Below are 17,453 nucleotides of genomic sequence, written 5' to 3' on the forward strand. Positions count from 1 at the left end.
ACCAGGCCGCCGCTGTTGCGCAGTCGCACGCCCAACCGCGCAACAGACGGTGCACTTCGGTGATGCAACAGCCCTTCAGCGAATAGCGGCGCCTGTGGATAACTTCCCCGCTATAAATAAAGGGAAGAGTTGAAGAACAAACCTTCGCAACACGATGCCCGAGGTGCCAAGAATCAACATGTATATATGCAGATAACGCATCCAGGGGTATTCGTACTTCCCGTGCAATATCTGGCGGTTGCAGGCCGCTGAGGCTTGCCCAACAAGGGTTTGCGGCTTCCTGGACAGCGCCCGATCATAAATTACACAAGTCTTTGATCTGTCGGAAATTCTTCGTGCAAATCGCCACAATTTGCACGATTCGGACGATTACCCCAAGTCGCGGAACTGGAACACGTGACGACGTCGCGCGGTGCGGCGATATCAATGGCCTGGAAATATGTCGGTGCTGTTCCGGTCTGTGTGGTGCGTGTTTCTGTCTGCTGCGGCCTGGTGTATGTGTTTGCCTGGACCGTCGCAGACACGAACTCCTTTAACGAGCCGTGTCGATACCCAACGCGTCGACAGCCTTGCGCTGATAGCCATTCGTCGCGAGCAACAGGCTGCGTGAATACTCGTTATCGACCTGCTGCGCTCTGATTTTCTCCACATCGAGTTCTTCGACGATCTCGCCATTGCGCATGATCGCGACACGCGAGCACAGAAAGCTCACGACAGCGAGATTGTGGGTGACAAGAATCATCGTCAGATTACGCTCGCGATGCAGGCGCTTGAGCAAGTTCAATATCTCAGCTTGCACGGAGACATCGAGCGCCGATGTAGGCTCGTCGAGCAGCAACACACGCGGCTCGACGATCAGCGCGCGCGCAATCGCCACGCGTTGCCGCTGCCCACCCGATAGCTGATGCGGATAGCGAAATCGAAACGACGCATTGAGTCCGACTTCACGCAGCGCATTGACGATACGTTCTTCATGGTGGCAGATGCCGTTGATACGCAACGGTTCGCGCAATGTCTGATCAACAGTGAAGCGTGGATGCAGCGAGCCGTATGGGTCCTGAAACACCATTTGCACAGCGCACTTTTGCGCGACACCGCCTTGCTGCGCAATGCGCAACGTGCCCTGCGCGATAGGCGTCAATCCGCTCAACGCACGAAGAATGGTCGACTTGCCGGAACCCGACTCACCGGCGAGCCCGAACACTTCGCCTTGCGCTACATGAAAGCTCGCATCGCGGACGGCATCGACTGCGCCCGCGACCGTCTTGAAGCGCACTGTCAACGCATCGACGTCGATCATACGGACGCTCCTTGCGTATCGTTGAGCCATGCAGGATCGCGCGACAGAACGGGCAATTCGGCAGGTGGATTGGCAAGCGGCGGATTCGCAGCAAGCAACCCGTGCGTATAAGGGTGTTGTGCATGCACGAGATCGCGCGCCGCGCATGTTTCGACGACACGCCCCGCATACATCACCACCACCCGATCGCAGAACGACATCACGAGCGGCAAGTCATGGCTGATAAAAATGAGGCCGGTATCATGTTTGGCTATCATCTCGTCGAGTACGGCGAGCACCTGCATCGATACGAGCACGTCGAGCGCACTGGTCGGCTCATCGGCGATCAGCAGGCGTGGTCCCGTCGATACCATCATCGCGATCATCACGCGCTGTCCCATGCCGCCAGAAAGCTCATGCGGATATGAATCCGCCACACGCGCGGGGTTGCGGATATGCACCGCTTCGAGGGTCGCAATGATCTTCTCACGCATCTCCCGCCGGTTAAGCTTCGGATTATGCAGTGCGAACGCCTCGCGCATTTGCTGCGCGACAGTCATCACCGGGTTCAGCGAGTACTTCGGATCTTGCAGGATCATGCCCATTTGCTGACCGCATAGACGGCGGCGCCTGTCGGCGCGCATATTCAGCAGATCATTTCCGTCGAAGCGCAACCTCTTCGCGGTGCAATGCGCGGCAGGCGGCAGAAGTCCGAGCAGCGCGCGGCCGGTCAGCGACTTGCCCGAACCCGATTCACCGACGATGCCAAGCCGCTCGCCTTTATTCAGCGTCAGAGAGAGACCGCGCACGGCTTCATTCAGCGTACCGTCGTGCGTGCGAAATGCGATGCGCAGATCGTCGATTTCACAGAGAGGCGAGCGCGTCTCGTTCGTGCCCATATCAGTCTCCATGGCGGGGATCGAACACGTCGCGCAAGCCGTCGCCGAGCAGATTGAATGCGAGGCTCACGAGCAGAATCGCGAAGCCCGGGATCGTCGCCACCCACCACGCGTCGAGCAGCACGTTGCGGCCCGACGCGACCATGAAGCCCCATTCGGGACTGGGCGGTTGTGCGCCAAGCCCCAGAAAACCAAGGCCTGCGACGGTCAGAATGATACCAGCCATATCAAGCGTCGCACGAACGATCACCGATGACGAACACAGCGGCACGATATAGCGCAGCAGAATGCGCAGGTTTGACGCGCCTTGCAGCCGCGCAACGTGTATGAAATCGGCTTGCACGAGCCTCAACGTTTCGGCGCGTGCAAGACGCGCATACGCGGGCCACGCGGTAATCGAAATAGCGATCACCGCATTGAATACACCCGGCCCCAATGCCGCAGCGAATGCGAGTGCGAGCACGATCTTCGGGAACGCTAGTGCGATATCCGTCACGCGCATCAGCACGTTATCGACCCAGCCTCCGAAGAAGCCTGCTGTCGTGCCGATCATCAAGCCGATCGGCACGACGACCACGACAACGAGGATCGCAATCGACAGCGTCAGGTACGAGCCGTAAATGATGCGCGAAAGAATATCGCGTCCGAGCTGATCGGTGCCAAGCCAATGAGAGGTCGAACCGGGCGGCAACAGACGGTCGGACAACACCTGCCGGAGCGGATCATGCGGCGCGATCCAAGGGCCGAGGACGGCGCCGATCACGAGCAGCATGAGGATCGACAGACCGAACACCGATAGTGGATTACCCGAGAAACGCCGCCAGCGCCGATACGCAAGACCGAGCGCCGCCTGCCTGCGCGAAGCTGGCGTATCGGTCAGCAACCAGGCTCTCCACGTTGAGCGAGGCACGTTCATCGGCAAGTCCTGAGCTGAAGTTTCAACAGGTGGACGCACGTTGCAGATCTCCGTTGCATCAGCGGGCGCGCGGATCGAGCACGCGATAGAGCGCATCCGTCAGCAGGTTCAACGCAATGAAAGTAATGCCGATCACGAGCGTGCTGCCGAGCACGGCATTCATATCAGCGTTGAGCAGCGCGCCCGTCAGATACGAACCGATGCCCGGCCACGCGAATACAATTTCGGTGAGCACCGAGCCTTCGAGCAGAAAGCTATACGACAGTGCAATCACCGTCAGCAGCGGCACCGCGATATTGCCGAATGCGTGCACCCACACGACTCGCCGCTCGGACAAGCCTTTTGCGCGTGCCGTCGTGATGTACTCCTGGTTCAACTGGTCGAGCATGAACGAGCGCGTCATCCGACTCAGATAGGCGACCGAGTAGTAGCCCAATATCGCAGCGGGCAACGCGATATGCGACAGTGCATTGAAAAACACATCCCATTCCCCCGCGATCAGCGAATCGATCAACAGGCTGCCCGTGTGCGTATCGACCATGCCATCGAACACGGGGTCGATTCTTCCTGGTCCCGACACCCAATGCAGCTTCGCATAGAACAACAGCAGTCCCATCAGACCGAGCCAGAACACGGGCACTGAACTGCCGATCAGGGCGATGAAACGCGCGACGTGATCGATCCAGCGGTTGTGCCGTGTCGCAGCAATCACGCCGAGCGGCACACCGACCAATACGCCGATGATTGTCGACAGTGTCGCGAGTTCCAATGTGGCCGGGAAGACGCGCTTGATGTCGTCGAGCACGGGATTCGCCGTCAGCAGCGATACACCCAGATCGCCGTGCAGCACGGCGCGCACATAGATGAAAAACTGCTCGGCAAGGGGCTTGTCGAGTCCAAGCTGAATGCGCGCGGCCGCATAAGCGCTCGCCGACGCGCGATCGCCGAGTATTGCGAGCACGGGATCGATCGGCACCTTGCGGCCGATCACGAAGGTCACGGCCAGCAAGCCCGTGAACGTGACGGCGAGCGTGAGCGCCCAGCGCAGCACGCGCAACGTCCAGCGCACGGTCGCGCTGCGCGCGGACGCAGCGCGTATCTGGTCAATAGGAGTGGTCGTCGTCGACATGTTTCGCGCGCTTACTGCTTCTTCACATGCAGATACGACACGAGATCGTTGATTGGACCGACTTCGAGGCCCGACACGCCCGGACGCATCGCCACTTGCGACACCTGCTGGAACATGATGACGAACGGCGACTTTGCGAGCATTTCCTTCTGCATCGTCTGATAGAGTTGCGCACGCTTTGTCGTCGACGATTCGGCGAGCGCCGCATTGGTCTGTTTCGTCAGATCGGGAATGTCCCACGAATTACGCCATGCGAGCATCTTGTACGCAGACTTGTCAGAGTTGTCTGGATTCCATGCGTAGCCCTGCGCATTGCTGTGCGGGTCGATGTAATCCGCTGACCATTCGCCGATATAGATATCGTGCTGACGCGCACGATACTTCGCGAGCGTCTGCTTGTTGTCGCCCGGAATGATCTCGACCTTGATGCCGCCTTGCGCGAGATTCGCTTGTACAGCTTGCGCAATTTCGTTGTACGGGTAAGCGCTGCGCACATCCATCGTCACGTTGAAGCCATTGGGCAAGCCCGCTTTGGCGAGCAGCGCCTTGGCCTTGGCAACGTCCTGGTGATACGGATTGGTATTCAACGCGCCGAGGAAACCTTCGGGCAGGAACGTTTGATGAGTCTTGAACGTGCTCTTCGTCACGTTTTTCTGAATGCCGTCATAGTCGATCAGCCATTTCATGGCTTCCTGCACTTCCGGCTTCGCGAGATTCGGGTTCTTCACGTTAAGGCCGAGGTAGAGCAACGTCGCTTGCGGCATCGACATCACCTGCACCTTGTTGGCCTTAGTCAATGCGGCGAGATCGTCGGGGCTCAGATTGCGCGCGACATCGGCGTCGCCGTTTTCGAGCAGCAGGCGCTGGCTCGCGGCTTCCGGCACATGACGCATCACGATGCGTTTCATCGCGAGCGGCAGTCGGTAGCCGTCGTATTTCTGCAGGACGATGCTGTCGTTCGCCGTCCATTTGACGAGCTTGTACGCGCCAGAGCCCGCTTCGTTCGTACGCAGCCATTCGTTGCCGAAATCGTTGCCCTTCTGATGCGACGTCAGGAGCTGCTTATCGACCACTGACGCGGGCCACGCACCCAGCACGTTCAGCACGAATGTGGGCGAGTATTTCTGGTCGGTCGTAATGCTGACGGTCGAGTCGTCGATCTTCTTCACGTTCTGCAGCGCGTTGTCTTTGGTCAGGCCAATGCCTTGCAATACGGCCGCCGCGCCTTTATCGAGCAGCACGCAGCGCTGGATCGACCACGCGACATCATCGGCTGTCAGAGGATTGCCGGAGTGGAACTTGAGACCCGGGCGAACCTTGAACGTGAACGTGAGTCCATCAGGGCTGACCGTCCACGATTGCGCGACATCGCCATTGAATTTCGCCGGGTCTTTCAGATCGACGCGCACCAGTCGGTCATAGGTATTCGCGACATATTCTTCCGGCACGAGTTCATAGACTTCGCCGGGATCGAGCGTCGAGAATTCGTCGAGCGTGGTGGCGATCACCAGCATGTCTTTCGGCGTCGCCGCCAATGCAGTACTTGTTGTCGTCATCGTAAGCGTCAGTGCGGACACGACCGCGACTGCCGCCAGCGCATTGCGCAAAACCAGATTCATACTCGCTCCGTATCGAGAGGGAAAAGCGGTGAGAAACCCGCAAACGGACAGCAAAGAACCAGAACGCGATTACATCAATTTCAGAGGGCCGCTTTCGGTATTGTCAATAACGGGCAGCGAGCGCGAACCCGGAATTTCATAATGCCACCATTCGCTCGGAATATGCGTGAATCCTGCCGCATGCATGATGCCAAGCAGCAGCAGGCGATTGCGCTGCACATCCTGCGGCAATCCGTGATGGAAGTGCTCGGACTCCTTGATCATTGCATCGAAGCCCGTGCCCATGTCGAGCGCTTCACCGTTGCTGTCGATCAAGGTGAGATCGAGCGCCGTACCCCGGCTATGGTTCGAGCCTCGGCCAAGTTCTGCGATATACGTGGGATCGGGCAGAAAATCCCACAGTACTTTTTGTGCTTGCGGCGGACGGTACGCATCGAAAATGTGCAGCTTCATGCCGACGCTTTCAGCAAGTTCGACGGCTTTGCGCAATCTGGCTTCAGCGGGCGCGAGCAGCAGGGCGTGCGCTTCCTTGTAGATCGCCTTGCCGGTGAAATTGCGATCGGTCGCATACACGAGGTCGACTTCGACGCCGTGCGTTTCCGGTGTGATGTGAATGAGGTGCGGTGTATCGGACATGATTGTCAAAGATCGAATTGATCGGGTTCGCGTTGCAACTCGCGGTTGTGCGCGACACGTTTGTCGATAGTGGAGCCGAGCCGCTCGACAATCGACGTAATCAGCAGGTTGAACAGGCAAGTGAGCGGCGCCAGCGAATCGCAGAACTGACCGACATCGGTTTTCACTTGCAGCAGATCGCAGGCGAAGTCTCGCGCCCACGGGCAATAGAGATCGGTGACGAGCGCGAACGGCAATTCGCGCCGTGCCGCCGCCTCGCAATAGCGGCGCGCGATGCGCGAATAGGCACCCGTGTCGGTGACGATCAGATATGGCGACGCGAACTCCGAATTCAGCGACTCCACATACGAGCCTGACATGCCGGCGGAAAGGAACACACGTGGCCGCAGATATTCGAGGTAGCTGTGAAATGCATTCGAAATGCCGCGCGTCGATTGAATGCCGAGAATAAAGACGGCATCCGCAGCGGCAATGCGTTGCCCGACGCGGGCGAATGTGTCGCCTAGTGCGAGCTGGCACACATAGCGGATAGCATCGAGATCGAGCGAATGCGCGAGCGCCGTGTCACTCGTGTCTTCCACGCCGTTCGCGTAGCCGTCGAGGCGCTCGCTGCGCCAGGCGTCGAGGCGATCAGTGATGAACCATGGCCGTGTTTGTGCACCGCGGGATTCGCGCTTCAGGTCGTCGAGATTGCGATAGCCGACGCTGCGCACAAAGCGCTCGACCGAAATGCCGCTCGTGCCCGTCTGTTGCGCGATCTGATCCGCCGTCTCCGGACCGAGGCGCTCCAGATTCGCAAGCATATAACTGGCAATGCGCTTGGCCGTGGGCGTCAGCGTCGCAAAACTCGCTTCGACTGTATGAGCGAATGCGGTGGACATCGAGTCGTGTTTCCGGTCTTCTCGTTAGTTATCCGGCATTGCTCGGCGAACTGATATGTATATAACAATGACAATAAGGCGAGTGCTAACTTCATTTTTTTATCGGATCACGAAAGCCAATAGCGAGAAGGCGCGTTGCTCGCTGAACGTTCCTGATTGCACACAACCTGAGAAAGGACCGACGACCGGTGATCCAGGCCGTGGTGGACATCGGGCTCAAGCCCGGCCGTGCAGCCGAACGTCCGGGCTTGACGGTACGGCAGGTCGAATCGACATTTCCGCGACAATATTTAGAGCTGAACGACGAACACCTGCACCGGTTCATCATCCCGCAGATGGGCGTTACGGCGGACATCGTGACGGTGCTTTGCAAGTCTTCGACGGCCCAGACACCCTGTCGTTGGCCGCCATTGGCCTGCACGAACATGACCGCTTTGCCCACCTGTATGACTTCACCTCGTGGTGGTTACATGACGTGCGCGCCGAAAGGCGAACGTGCAACCAGCGGTCAAGACCGTTACCGCGCTGCGTCGCGGGCGCCGGGCATTGCCCGCTGGAAGATACAAGCGGCCCCGAAAAGTTCGTGGCGAGCACGAATTTCTCGAGCGGATTGAGACTTTACGCGGAGGCCAGATTGACCTGAACGATCTGCGCGTCGAGGCCGACGAATGGCTGATCTGGCTGATCTGGCTGGATCGGCACTTCGACCGTCTGGCGGCGAACGAACGCCTGCAGACACTGGCGCGCGGTAAGCTGTCCGCCCAGGCGAATTGCCAACCGGGGAGGCTGCCATGCAGATCAGCCTCCTTGCGGTCTTCGCGAACGGCGGCGTGCTATCACTATGCTTTCGGGAGCGGCCGAAGAACCACACCAGACGCGCCAATCGAACAAGAAATGACGGCAACACCCTGATGCTGTTGCGCAATCGCAATTTGCTCGGGAATCAACACTCGACGCCAAACTGGCGGGCCGACGCCGCGCAGACTGATTCGCAACTGGAGAACGGAAGGGTCGGAGTCCATCGACCCACTATAAGCTCCGCATCGGCCATGTTCGCTGGGATCCGACTTCAGCCCCAGCTTCGGCGCGGTCTCTTGGGAGGGCCAGTGTGCAGTGACCGGCGCTTACACCTTGAGAGCGCTGGTCGCGAATCATGCCAAGCCATGGAAGGACAGCACCGATGTAGAGAAGCTGGACCAGGGCAATGGCTTGCTGCCCGCGGGCACTTTGGACAAGGTCTACGTCGGCTACCTTATGTCAGTCCACCCCAAGACCGGCAATCTGCTCTTCTCTGATGCGATCGACGAGGCGGAAAGTGCCCGTCTGGTGGGTGACCATACGCGTCTGCGCAAGACGCCCACAGCAGAACAGGCGGTCTACCTGGAGGCGCACTACAAGCGCTTCCTCGAGAAGCAAGCAGAGCGCAGCTCCAAGCTGCGCAATGTAGCCGAGATCTAGCGGGCTCCAGCGGGGAGATTGTCGAGGCGGCCACCTCGACATCGTCCGTGCCTGTGAGAATCGCCCACATAGCATGTCGGCACGTTACGGCCTACAGAAATCTTTCATACACGAAACGCTCAAGCAATTAGGCATCCGCTGGCGACAGGATGTCGCACTGGGCACGCGGATAAACCGTTTATAGTGCACTGCACAAGCCCGTGCGATCGGTAGGTGCGATCTGACGGTCGTGTTATAGTGCACTGCACAAGCCCCGTCCGATCGGCAAGTGCGATCTGACGACCGCGTCCGGCGTTGCCGGGTTGCGGACAGACATGCCGCTGAAGGTGATTCGACACGCCTGTCAGCTTCGCCCAGTTTCTGTCTACACCATCAAAATGAGGTCCCTGTGAAATACCTTCCCCGCATCGCCGCGTCTGGAGCACTCCTGGTCGTCGCTCTCGGTATCGTCACCTTCGCCCAGATCAAGTTCGCGCCGCAATCCGCCGACAACAACCCGGTCGCACGGATCGTCCTGAACGTCGAGTCGCAACTGAACGGCTGAGCGACTCCACCGCTGTATGTAGCCCGCGCCCCGCAGGCAAAGAAAAACCCGCCAGGCTCCGAAGAGAACTGGCGGGTTTGAGCTACTGATTTCGGATTCACATATCAGGCGATGGTAACGGAGTTGACGCCTGCTCAGGCTCCTCCAGCGACCAGTCAGCCTCCATGTCCACGGCATTCAACACCTTGGCCAGGTCACCAATCGCCAATTCGAGACGCTTCATCGTAGCCTCGTGAGACAGGCAATCTTCCCCTTCGACGTTTCGATCATCAGAAACTTGAAGAGCGTGTCGTCACACTGATCCAGCGCAAGCCAGCCCTCCCCGCCTTGCGCAAATTGTCACCGCGCAACCTGAAGGCATGGCCGAATCCAAAATTTGTGCAGCAGCCTCCTGCACAAATTGAAACCTCTTCGGCCCAGTAAACATAGGATTGCGAATTAAAACGTCGATCATTTCTTTTATGTCAAATCATGGGCGTGAATTGCTTTTGCGGTATCGAGACGCCAAGTCTGCTTTCTTCCCCGTTCACGTTGCCGAAATCGTGGGTTTTGGTCCGAAACGGTCTGTTGCGTCCGAAATACCCGCCTGATTTATGGTTTGCCCGATAAGATGAGATTGCCGCAATCCATGACTGAGGATTTTCCCTAAGCTTTAGCCGCCTCGGACGTGAGGTGGCACATCTGCCTACCCTCGCGGTCCGCCGCCCACTCCGGCGTCCAACAACGCTCCGTCGCCCGGAAACAGCCGCCAGCCAACGCGCTCAACGATTTACTTGTGCGCTGATGCGTACCCGAACTCACTCAGCCCGAGCCCGCCATGTTCGTAGATTGTCTAAAACGGTATCCAGTCAAAGGACTATCCCCAGAGTCGCTGCAATCTGTTCTTTTGCAAGAGGCACAAGGGTTTCCGCTTGACCGCGCATATGCCATTACTGACGGTTCATTTGTATTCGACCCGGGCAATCCCACCCCCGAGCCGAAGACGAAATTTCTGATGCTGGCCAAATACGAACGGCTGGCCCAGTTGAAAACCCGCCTGATTGCAGAGACCAGCGAACTCGAAGTCGAGCACCATGGGTCAACCGCCCGTTTTGATCTCGCCACCGACGACGGGAAGGAGACGGCTGCGTTTTTTATGAGAGATTTCCTTGGGGTGCCACTTCCCGGAACTCCGAAGGTCGTTCACGCGCCCGGGCACCAGTTCACTGACGTCAGCGTTCACTCTGTTGCCTTGATGCGCAGCATCTCCTTCATCAACCTTGCGACCGTCCGCGATTTGGTTGAGCGAGTTGGTATGGAACTTGATCCCGTGCGTTTTCGCGCGAACGTCTACTTCGACGGGCTTCCTGCGTGGGCCGAGATGGAGTGGCTCGACCGCCACTTCTGCATCGGTGACGCACGTCTCAAAGTGGTGAGACGCACCAAGCGCTGCGCAGCAACGAGTGTAAACCCCGCGACTGGCGAGCGCGATATCGACCTTCCGCTCCAGATCAAGGACTACGTCAACCACGGAGATCTCGGAATCTACGCAGAGGTGTTGACAGGGGGGACCATCAAGCCGGGCGACAAAATAGTCCTGGAGAATTAGTGATGAAAAGCCCATCGACACAGTCATCCGACTACGCGCTCGAAAAGTGCAGCCTCTGCAAGGAATTCCTCGACTTTCGAGCTATCTGTGACGTCAATCTGAAAATACGGCGCGGCGATATACACGCACTAATCGGGCCGAACGGCGCAGGTAAGACGATGATGTTCATCTCCTGACCAAGTTCGTCACACCGTCTTCGGGTGAGATTTTTTTGGACGGCAAGGACATCACTCAGACTCCGCCTGCCGCGATAGCGGACCGAGGAATGGTTCGGTCACTTCAGAAATCTGTCATCTCCCCGGAGATGACAGTCCTGGATAACGTGAAGATCGCCCTGCAAAAACGTCACGGCCTCTCAAGGAGCCTGTTCGGCGGCAGTAAGACCACGCGACATCTCGACGACGAAGGCATGGCACTGCTGGCAGGAGTCTATAGGCTCAGGTGGATCAATTCTGGATGGCCGTCAACACCTGCGGCTCCAAGGGAAAAGTCTGCTTTCCGGGTTGTGGAAGTTGGTCACTTGTCCCGCTGATCAAACCGTCGCCGGAGCTGTCTCACCTCCGTATTTTCATAGAACGCTCACAGTATTCGGAGCTGCTTACATGGGTAAGCATTTTCACGTCGGCGAGGTCGCTCGCCAGGTCCACGTCGCAGGCGATGAATCGCACACGTAGGGCGGCCGATACGCTCTTGGAGAAGCTACCGAGGTAGATTGTTCGTCGTAGCTGGTCAAGCACCGGGATTCGTGTGGCAGATCGCGACTTCAGGTCAGCGAGCGCATCGTTCTCGACCACGATGACGCGTGCACCTCCGCCAACCGAAGCACACGATGCGCCTTGGCAGCGCTGATGTCAGTCGCCGTCGGATTGTGTGCCACCGACTGCGTGAAAAACAGCCTTGAACAGCGCCTTGAACAGTGTTTTTTGAATAACTCCTCCCAGTACTTCGATATCAGGGCCATCGACTCTTCTCGGGACGCCCGCGATATTCGCTATACTCAGCTTGAGTTTTCCGAGTAGCGGATAGTAGCCAAGGTCATCCACAACAACGATGTCCCTGAACGGACAAAGTACCGGATGATAAGGTCCATCGGCTGGTTTGCCCCGTGCGTCAGGACAATCTGAGGTGCCGCTGCTCTGGCCAAACCGGCTTCCATTTCGAAACAACGAACCGGCACCGGTGCGTATGACACGCTGTTGGTTTATCCGTATTTCTTTCAACCGTTCGACGGAGGAAGCCCTCGCCGAGGTTCAAGAACTCGGGCCTGCTTTGCAATTCCTCGCGCATCAACCGGACGATGTCCATCGCGCGGTCGAGCACATCCGTCAGCGAAACCGGGAAAACCCCTGGGCGACGCAGTTAAGCCCCCCTGCACAGTCCTGTCACGGTTTCAGCGTTCACGTCGAATGATCATTACCCTTGGGATAACAGACGCGTCCCAAGCGTCATTGAATCGGTGCACCTCGCTCCCTAGACTTGCCTCATGTCCAGAGCGAGAGTCCACATGTCCAGTCAAAGTCAGACCCAATCCCGCTGGGCCACGCGCCGTGCGGAAAAACATCGCCGCCTCGCGCGGGTTGCATCGATCGCGGATGGCATGGTGCTACCCACCGAGCGCATCGTCGATGTCCTGCAGGCGCTCGTCGCCCCGGGCGATCGCGTGGTCGTCGAGGGCAACAACCAGAAACAGGCGGATTTCCTGTCGCGTTCCCTTGCAAAGGTCGATCCGGAAGTCGTCCACGACCTGCATCTCATCATTCCGAGCGTGAGCCGCGCCGAGCATCTCGATCTCTTCGAGCGCGGCATCGCCAGAAAGCTCGACTTCGCGTATGCCGGCGCGCAGAGCCTGCGCATTTCGCAGTTCCTGCAGGACGGCATCCTCGAAATCGGCGCGATCCATACCTACATCGAACTCTATGCGCGGCTCTACGTGGACCTCACGCCGAACGTCGTGCTGTGCGCTGGCTACAAGGCGGATCGCGAAGGCAATCTCTACACGGGTCCGAGCACCGAAGACACGCCGTCGCTCGTCGAAGCCGCCGCGTTTCGCGACGGCATCGTGATCGCACAGGTCAACGAGATCGTCGACGATCCGAAGGACCTGCCGCGCGTCGATATCCCCGGCTCGTGGATCGATTTCGTGGTGCAGGCCGACAAGCCGTTCTTCATCGAGCCGCTCTTCACGCGCGATCCGCGCCTCATCACGCCGATCCAGGTGCTGATGGCGATGATGGCGATTCGCGGCATCTACGAGAAGCATCAGGTGCAGTCGCTCAATCACGGCATCGGCTTCAACACGGCCGCGATCGAACTGATCCTGCCGACCTACGGCGAGAAGCTCGGTCTCAAGGGCAAGATCTGCCGCCACTGGACGCTCAATCCGCATCCGACGCTGATCCCCGCGATCGAAACCGGCTGGGTCGACAGCGTGCACTGCTTCGGCGGCGAACTCGGCATGGAAGCCTACGTCGCGCAACGGCCTGACATCTTCTTCACCGGCCACGACGGCTCGATGCGCTCCAATCGCACGATGTGCCAGCTTGCGGGGCAGTACGCGGTGGACATGTTCATCGGCTCCACGCTGCAGATGGATGGAGAAGGCAACTCGTCGACGGTGACGCACGGGCGGCTCACCGGCTTCGGCGGCGCGCCCAACATGGGCCACGATCCGCACGGCCGGCGCCACGCGACGCCCGCGTGGCTCGATCTGCTGCAGACGGACAGCCCGCTGGAGCGCGGCCGCAAGCTCGTCGTGCAGATGGTCGAGACGTTCCAGGCGGGCGGCCAGCCGACCATCGTCGAATCGATCGATGCCGTCGAGGTCGGCCGCGAATCCGGCATGCCGCTCGCGCCCGTGATGATCTACGGCGATGACGTCACGCACGTGCTGACAGAGGAAGGCATCGCCTATCTCTACAAGGCACGCTCGCTCGAACATCGCAAGGAGATGATCGCGGCCGTCTCGGGCGTCACGCCGATCGGTCTCAAGAGCGACGCAGGCAAGCTCGCGGCGCTGCGCCGCGATGGCTTCGTCGCGCTACCCGAGGACCTCGCCATCCACCGCAGCGAAGCGAGCCGGTCGCTGCTCGCCGCGAAGAGCATGGCGGATATCGTCGACTGGTCGGACGGGCTGTACGAGCCGCCCGCACGCTTCCGGAGCTGGTAATGCGCGAGAACCTCGCAATGAACGCGGCGCAGCCGCTGCGCCAGGCGCCGGACCTGGCCGACCGTTTCGGCGCGCATGTGGTGCAAGCGCTGATTGACGAAGTGACGCTCGCGCCGAAGCCCGGCCTGGTCGATATCCGCAGCTGCGGCGCGCACCACGATCTCGACTGGAAGCTGATGTGCGCATCGGCGCTCGCATTGCAGCCGACGTTCGTCGAACTGGCGCGTGCAGGCATCGAAACGCAACCGCTGCTCGCGCTGCGTGAGCGTATCGGCGCGATCGGACGCGTGGGCGAAACCCGCATGCTCGATGCGACTGGCGGCGTGAATACGCATCGCGGCGCGATCTGGGCGCTCGGATTGCTCGTGACCGCTGCGGCGCGCGAACTTTTGGATCTTGCGCCGCAAGCCGTCGCCGCGCGCGCTGGTTCGATCGCCCGCGTGCAGGATCGTCACGCGCCCGCGCGGACCGGCAACAAGGGCGAGCAGGCGTGCCTCGACTACAGCGTCGGCGGCGCGCGCGGACAGGCGCAGGCCGGTTTTCCGCACGTCGTGGACGTCGCGCTGCCGGAACTCGTGCGTTCGCGCCTTCGCGGCGACAGCGAAACGGCCGCGCGCCTGAACGCGCTGCTCGCCGTGATGGCGAGCCTCGACGACACCTGCGTGCTCGCGCGCGGCGGACCCGACGCGCTCGCCGAGATGCAGGACGGCGCACGCCGCGTTCTGGAGCAAGGCGGCGCCGCGGCGCTCGCGGGGCGCCGCGAACTGAAGGCGCTCGACCGCCGTCTCGTCGAGCTGCACGTATCGCCCGGGGGAGCCGCCGACCTGCTCGCCGCCGCCCTCTTTCTCGACCGGCTTCAACGCGAAGCTGCTCACACGTCGAACGCATAGGAACACAGATGGAAACCATCGTCGTTGAATTCCCGGCGGGGCAACCCGCACAAGGCCGCGCGCTCGCGGGCGTCGTCGCTTCGGGAGACCTCGAAGTGCTGCTCGAAGCGAACGCGGCGCACCGCACCGTCGTGAGCGTCACGACTTCCGTCGACGGCAAGGGCCGCCTCTGGCAGGCCGTGCTCGAACGCATCTTCGGCGACGGGTCGCTCCCCGCCGCGAAGCTCGAAATCAACGATTCGGGCGCGACGCCGGGCGTCGTGCAGATGCGTATCGGGCAGGTATTCGAACAACTGCAATCAACCGGCGGAGCGTGAAGATCATGGATACACAGCAACTGCTCGAACGCCAGAGTTTCATCGAACTCGATGCGCGCAGCCGCGCGAAGAAGCTGCTCGACGCAGGCACCTTCAGCGAACTGCTCGACCCGTTCCAGCGCGTCACGTCGCCGTGGCTCGTGCGGCAAGGCATCGTGACGCAGGCCGACGACGGCATGGTGATCGCGAAGGGAACCATCGACGGGCAGCCCGCCGTCGTGCTCGGCATCGATGGCGGATTCCAGGGCGGCAGCATGGGCGAGGTGTCGGCGGCGAAGATCGCGGGCAGCCTCGAACTCGCCGCCGAAGACAACCGCAACGGCATCCCGACGCGCGCCGTCATCCTCTTCGAAACGGGCGGCGTGCGCTTGCAGGAAGCGAATCTTGGGCTCGCGGCGATCGCGGAGATTCACGCGGGCATCGTCGACTTGCGGCGCTATCAGCCGGTGATCGGCATCACGGCTGGTCCGATCGGCTGCTATGGCGGCATGTCGATCGCGGCGGGGCTCTGCAGCTATCTGATCGGCACCCGGGAAGCGCGCCTGGGACTCAACGGTCCGGCGGTCATCGAACAGGAAGCTGGCATCGCGGAATTCGATTCGCGCGACCGTCCGATGATCTGGAGCTTCACCGGCTGCGAGCAGCGGCATCGGACGGGACTCGTCGACGACTACGTCGCCGACGACGCCGACGCGATCCGCGCGGCAGTCATCGAACGTTTTCGCGCGGGTCGGCCCGAGGCATGTCGCAGCGAATGCGTCGCGGGTTTTCTGACGCGGCTTTCCGAGGTCGATCCGGGCGTGCAGGCCACGCCGGAACAGGCGGCCGCCATCTACGGCAAGGGGTTTCAGGTATGAGCACACAAGAGCTTTCGAAGCGCGGCGCAGTCTGGCTCGACGCGCTCACTTACAGCGCGCCGTTGCAGGCCGGTTATCCGCCTTCGGTGCGGGTCGCCGATGCGCGGTTGGGCGACCATCCCGCGCGCTTCATCGCCGTGGTGCCTGATCCGGACAATCCGTTCCCGCGGGCGCGCGGCGGCGAGGTCGGTCTCGTCGAAGGATGGGAAGTGGCGCGCGCGGTGCGTGAGGTCGTCGATGCGGATAGCAAGCGCGAAGAGAAGCGCGCGATCGTCGCGGTGATCGACGTGGCGAGCCAGGCGTACGGCCGGCGCGAGGAAGCGTACGGCATCCACCAGGCGCTCGCCGCCGCCGCCGATGCATACGCCAGCGCGCGTCTCGCGGGCCATCCGGTGATCGGGCTGATCGTCGGGCGCGCGATGTCGGGTGCGTTTCTCGCGCACGGCTATCAGGCCAACCGCCTCATCGCACTCGCCGATCCGAAGGTCATGGTCCACGCGATGGGCAAGGAATCGGCGGCGCGGGTCACGCTCCGCTCGGTCGCCGATCTCGAAGCGTTCACGGCGCACGTCCCGCCGATGGCCTACGACATCGACAACTACGCATCGCTCGGGCTGCTCTGGAAACTCCTGAGCGTAACCAACGCCGATGCGCCGACCCGCGCCGATCAGACCACCGTCGAGAAGGCGCTGCAGGTCGCTTTCGACGACATCCGCAACGACCCGTCGCGCGGTCTGGAAAGCCGGCTCGGCAGCGAGCACCGCGCGGCCTCCGCGACGGTTCGCCGCAAGCTGCGGGAGCAATGGCGGTAGAGCTTCACTTCTCGCACCGGCTCGTCAGAAGCCAATAAAGGTATTACAGGAGACATGAAATGATCATCTATGGAACTGCACTTCTCGCGTTCTGCCATCTCGCAGGACTCTTTCTCGGCGACCTGCTCGGTGTTGCGATCGGCGTGAAGACGAACGTCGGCGGCGTCGGCATCGCGATGCTGCTGCTGATTTTCCTGAAGCTCTATCTGCAAAAGAAGGGACTGCTGCCGAAGGAAACCGAATTCGGCGTCGGCTTCTGGGGCGCGATGTACATCCCCGTCGTGGTGGCGATGGCCGCCAACCAGAACGTCGTGGCCGCGCTCAAGGGCGGCCCCGTCGCACTGCTTTCGGCAATGGGCGCTGCGGCCGTCTGCGCATGCTGCATCGCCGTTCTTTCCCGCACCGGTCGCGACAGCACGTCGTTCGTGAACGCTCCGCATCTTGAAGAAATCTGAAGCAGGA

20 protein-coding genes and 1 pseudogene are annotated in these 17,453 nt (G+C 60.5%); 11 read left to right on the forward strand and 10 right to left on the reverse strand.

Annotation, left to right across the window (positions count from 1 at the left end):
* Positions 1-532: 532 nt before the first annotated feature.
* From FVF58_RS42420 to sapR, 7 genes are all read right to left on the reverse strand, one after another.
* Positions 533-1,300, reverse strand: coding sequence for an ABC transporter ATP-binding protein (locus tag FVF58_RS42420; protein WP_149675607.1), 768 nt, complete (start codon positions 1,298-1,300; stop codon positions 533-535).
* Positions 1,297-2,178, reverse strand: coding sequence for an ABC transporter ATP-binding protein (locus FVF58_RS42425; RefSeq protein WP_149675608.1), 882 nt, complete (start codon positions 2,176-2,178; stop codon positions 1,297-1,299). The genes FVF58_RS42420 and FVF58_RS42425 overlap by 4 nt, the downstream gene beginning before the upstream one ends.
* A gap of 1 nt (position 2,179) precedes the next feature.
* Positions 2,180-3,094: a nickel transporter permease gene (gene nikC / locus FVF58_RS42430; protein ID WP_149675609.1), complete on the reverse strand. Its 915-nt coding sequence runs from the start codon at positions 3,092-3,094 to the stop codon at positions 2,180-2,182.
* 58 nt (positions 3,095-3,152) lie between these two features.
* Positions 3,153-4,223: an ABC transporter permease gene (locus tag FVF58_RS42435; protein ID WP_149675610.1), complete on the reverse strand. Its 1,071-nt coding sequence runs from the start codon at positions 4,221-4,223 to the stop codon at positions 3,153-3,155.
* Positions 4,224-4,234: 11 nt separating this feature from the next.
* Positions 4,235-5,842 (reverse strand): ABC transporter substrate-binding protein, encoded by a 1,608-nt coding sequence (locus FVF58_RS42440; protein ID WP_149675611.1) that lies wholly within the window; start codon positions 5,840-5,842, stop codon positions 4,235-4,237.
* A gap of 69 nt (positions 5,843-5,911) precedes the next feature.
* Positions 5,912-6,478, reverse strand: a complete 567-nt coding sequence (gene ddpX / locus FVF58_RS42445; RefSeq protein WP_149675612.1) for a D-alanyl-D-alanine dipeptidase — start codon at positions 6,476-6,478, stop codon at positions 5,912-5,914.
* A gap of 5 nt (positions 6,479-6,483) precedes the next feature.
* Positions 6,484-7,359 carry a sap1 transcriptional regulator SapR gene (sapR, locus tag FVF58_RS42450; RefSeq protein ID WP_149675613.1) on the reverse strand — a complete coding sequence of 292 codons (876 nt, stop codon included), beginning with the start codon at positions 7,357-7,359 and terminating at the stop codon, positions 6,484-6,486.
* Positions 7,360-7,426: 67 nt separating this feature from the next.
* Here sapR and FVF58_RS55025 point away from each other — a divergent pair, with 67 nt between their 5' ends.
* On the forward strand, positions 7,427-8,002 hold the full coding sequence (locus FVF58_RS55025) for an IS1096 element passenger TnpR family protein (RefSeq protein WP_425469020.1): 576 nt from the start codon (positions 7,427-7,429) through the stop codon (positions 8,000-8,002).
* On the opposite strand, the gene FVF58_RS51950 is transcribed toward FVF58_RS55025, so the two are convergent.
* On the reverse strand, positions 7,978-8,136 hold the full coding sequence (locus FVF58_RS51950) for a hypothetical protein (protein WP_188131119.1): 159 nt from the start codon (positions 8,134-8,136) through the stop codon (positions 7,978-7,980). The two genes, FVF58_RS55025 and FVF58_RS51950, sit on opposite strands and share 25 nt — an antisense overlap.
* Before the next feature lie 336 nt (positions 8,137-8,472).
* Between FVF58_RS51950 and FVF58_RS42465 the strand changes: the two genes are divergently transcribed.
* Positions 8,473-8,817, forward strand: coding sequence for a hypothetical protein (locus tag FVF58_RS42465; RefSeq protein ID WP_149675615.1), 345 nt, complete (start codon positions 8,473-8,475; stop codon positions 8,815-8,817).
* A gap of 388 nt (positions 8,818-9,205) precedes the next feature.
* Entirely contained in the window at positions 9,206-9,361 is a 156-nt protein-coding gene (locus FVF58_RS51955; protein ID WP_158608233.1) for a hypothetical protein, read from the forward strand.
* Between the two features lie 97 nt (positions 9,362-9,458).
* Here FVF58_RS51955 and FVF58_RS54355 read toward each other — a convergent pair whose 3' ends face one another.
* Complete coding sequence (locus tag FVF58_RS54355; protein ID WP_281291349.1) at positions 9,459-9,584, reverse strand: hypothetical protein; 126 nt, start codon at positions 9,582-9,584, stop codon at positions 9,459-9,461.
* Between the two features lie 594 nt (positions 9,585-10,178).
* On the opposite strand from FVF58_RS54355, the gene FVF58_RS42470 reads away from it, so the two are divergent.
* Positions 10,179-10,949, forward strand: a complete 771-nt coding sequence (locus FVF58_RS42470; RefSeq protein ID WP_149675616.1) for an MOSC domain-containing protein — start codon at positions 10,179-10,181, stop codon at positions 10,947-10,949.
* Positions 10,950-10,951: 2 nt separating this feature from the next.
* Positions 10,952-11,125: an ATP-binding cassette domain-containing protein gene (locus tag FVF58_RS51960; RefSeq protein ID WP_188131120.1), complete on the forward strand. Its 174-nt coding sequence runs from the start codon at positions 10,952-10,954 to the stop codon at positions 11,123-11,125.
* A gap of 393 nt (positions 11,126-11,518) precedes the next feature.
* Here the strand turns inward: FVF58_RS51960 and FVF58_RS42480 are convergent.
* Positions 11,519-12,266, reverse strand: a pseudogene (locus tag FVF58_RS42480) (aminotransferase class I/II-fold pyridoxal phosphate-dependent enzyme); the annotation flags it as partial.
* Positions 12,267-12,453: 187 nt separating this feature from the next.
* Between FVF58_RS42480 and mdcA the strand changes: the two are divergent.
* Genes mdcA through madL form a run of 6 tightly spaced genes read left to right on the forward strand, consistent with a single transcriptional unit; the run spans position 12,454 to position 17,446 of the window.
* On the forward strand, positions 12,454-14,115 hold the full coding sequence (mdcA, locus tag FVF58_RS42485; protein WP_149675617.1) for a malonate decarboxylase subunit alpha: 1,662 nt from the start codon (positions 12,454-12,456) through the stop codon (positions 14,113-14,115).
* Complete coding sequence (locus FVF58_RS42490; protein ID WP_149675618.1) at positions 14,115-15,005, forward strand: triphosphoribosyl-dephospho-CoA synthase; 891 nt, start codon at positions 14,115-14,117, stop codon at positions 15,003-15,005. The genes mdcA and FVF58_RS42490 overlap by 1 nt, the downstream gene beginning before the upstream one ends.
* Positions 15,006-15,013: 8 nt before the next feature.
* Positions 15,014-15,322, forward strand: coding sequence for a malonate decarboxylase subunit delta (locus FVF58_RS42495; RefSeq protein ID WP_149675619.1), 309 nt, complete (start codon positions 15,014-15,016; stop codon positions 15,320-15,322).
* A gap of 5 nt (positions 15,323-15,327) precedes the next feature.
* On the forward strand, positions 15,328-16,179 hold the full coding sequence (locus FVF58_RS42500; RefSeq protein ID WP_149675620.1) for a biotin-independent malonate decarboxylase subunit beta: 852 nt from the start codon (positions 15,328-15,330) through the stop codon (positions 16,177-16,179).
* Entirely contained in the window at positions 16,176-16,991 is an 816-nt protein-coding gene (gene mdcE / locus FVF58_RS42505; protein ID WP_149675621.1) for a biotin-independent malonate decarboxylase subunit gamma, read from the forward strand. Before FVF58_RS42500 ends, mdcE begins: the two co-directional genes overlap by 4 nt.
* A gap of 59 nt (positions 16,992-17,050) precedes the next feature.
* The gene (madL, locus tag FVF58_RS42510; protein ID WP_149675622.1) at positions 17,051-17,446 is read left to right on the forward strand and encodes a malonate transporter subunit MadL; all 396 of its coding nucleotides are present in this window, start codon (positions 17,051-17,053) and stop codon (positions 17,444-17,446) included.
* Positions 17,447-17,453: the final 7 nt, after the last annotated feature.

The organism is Paraburkholderia panacisoli (assembly GCF_008369935.1).
Classification (GTDB): Bacteria; Pseudomonadota; Gammaproteobacteria; order Burkholderiales; family Burkholderiaceae; genus Paraburkholderia; species Paraburkholderia panacisoli.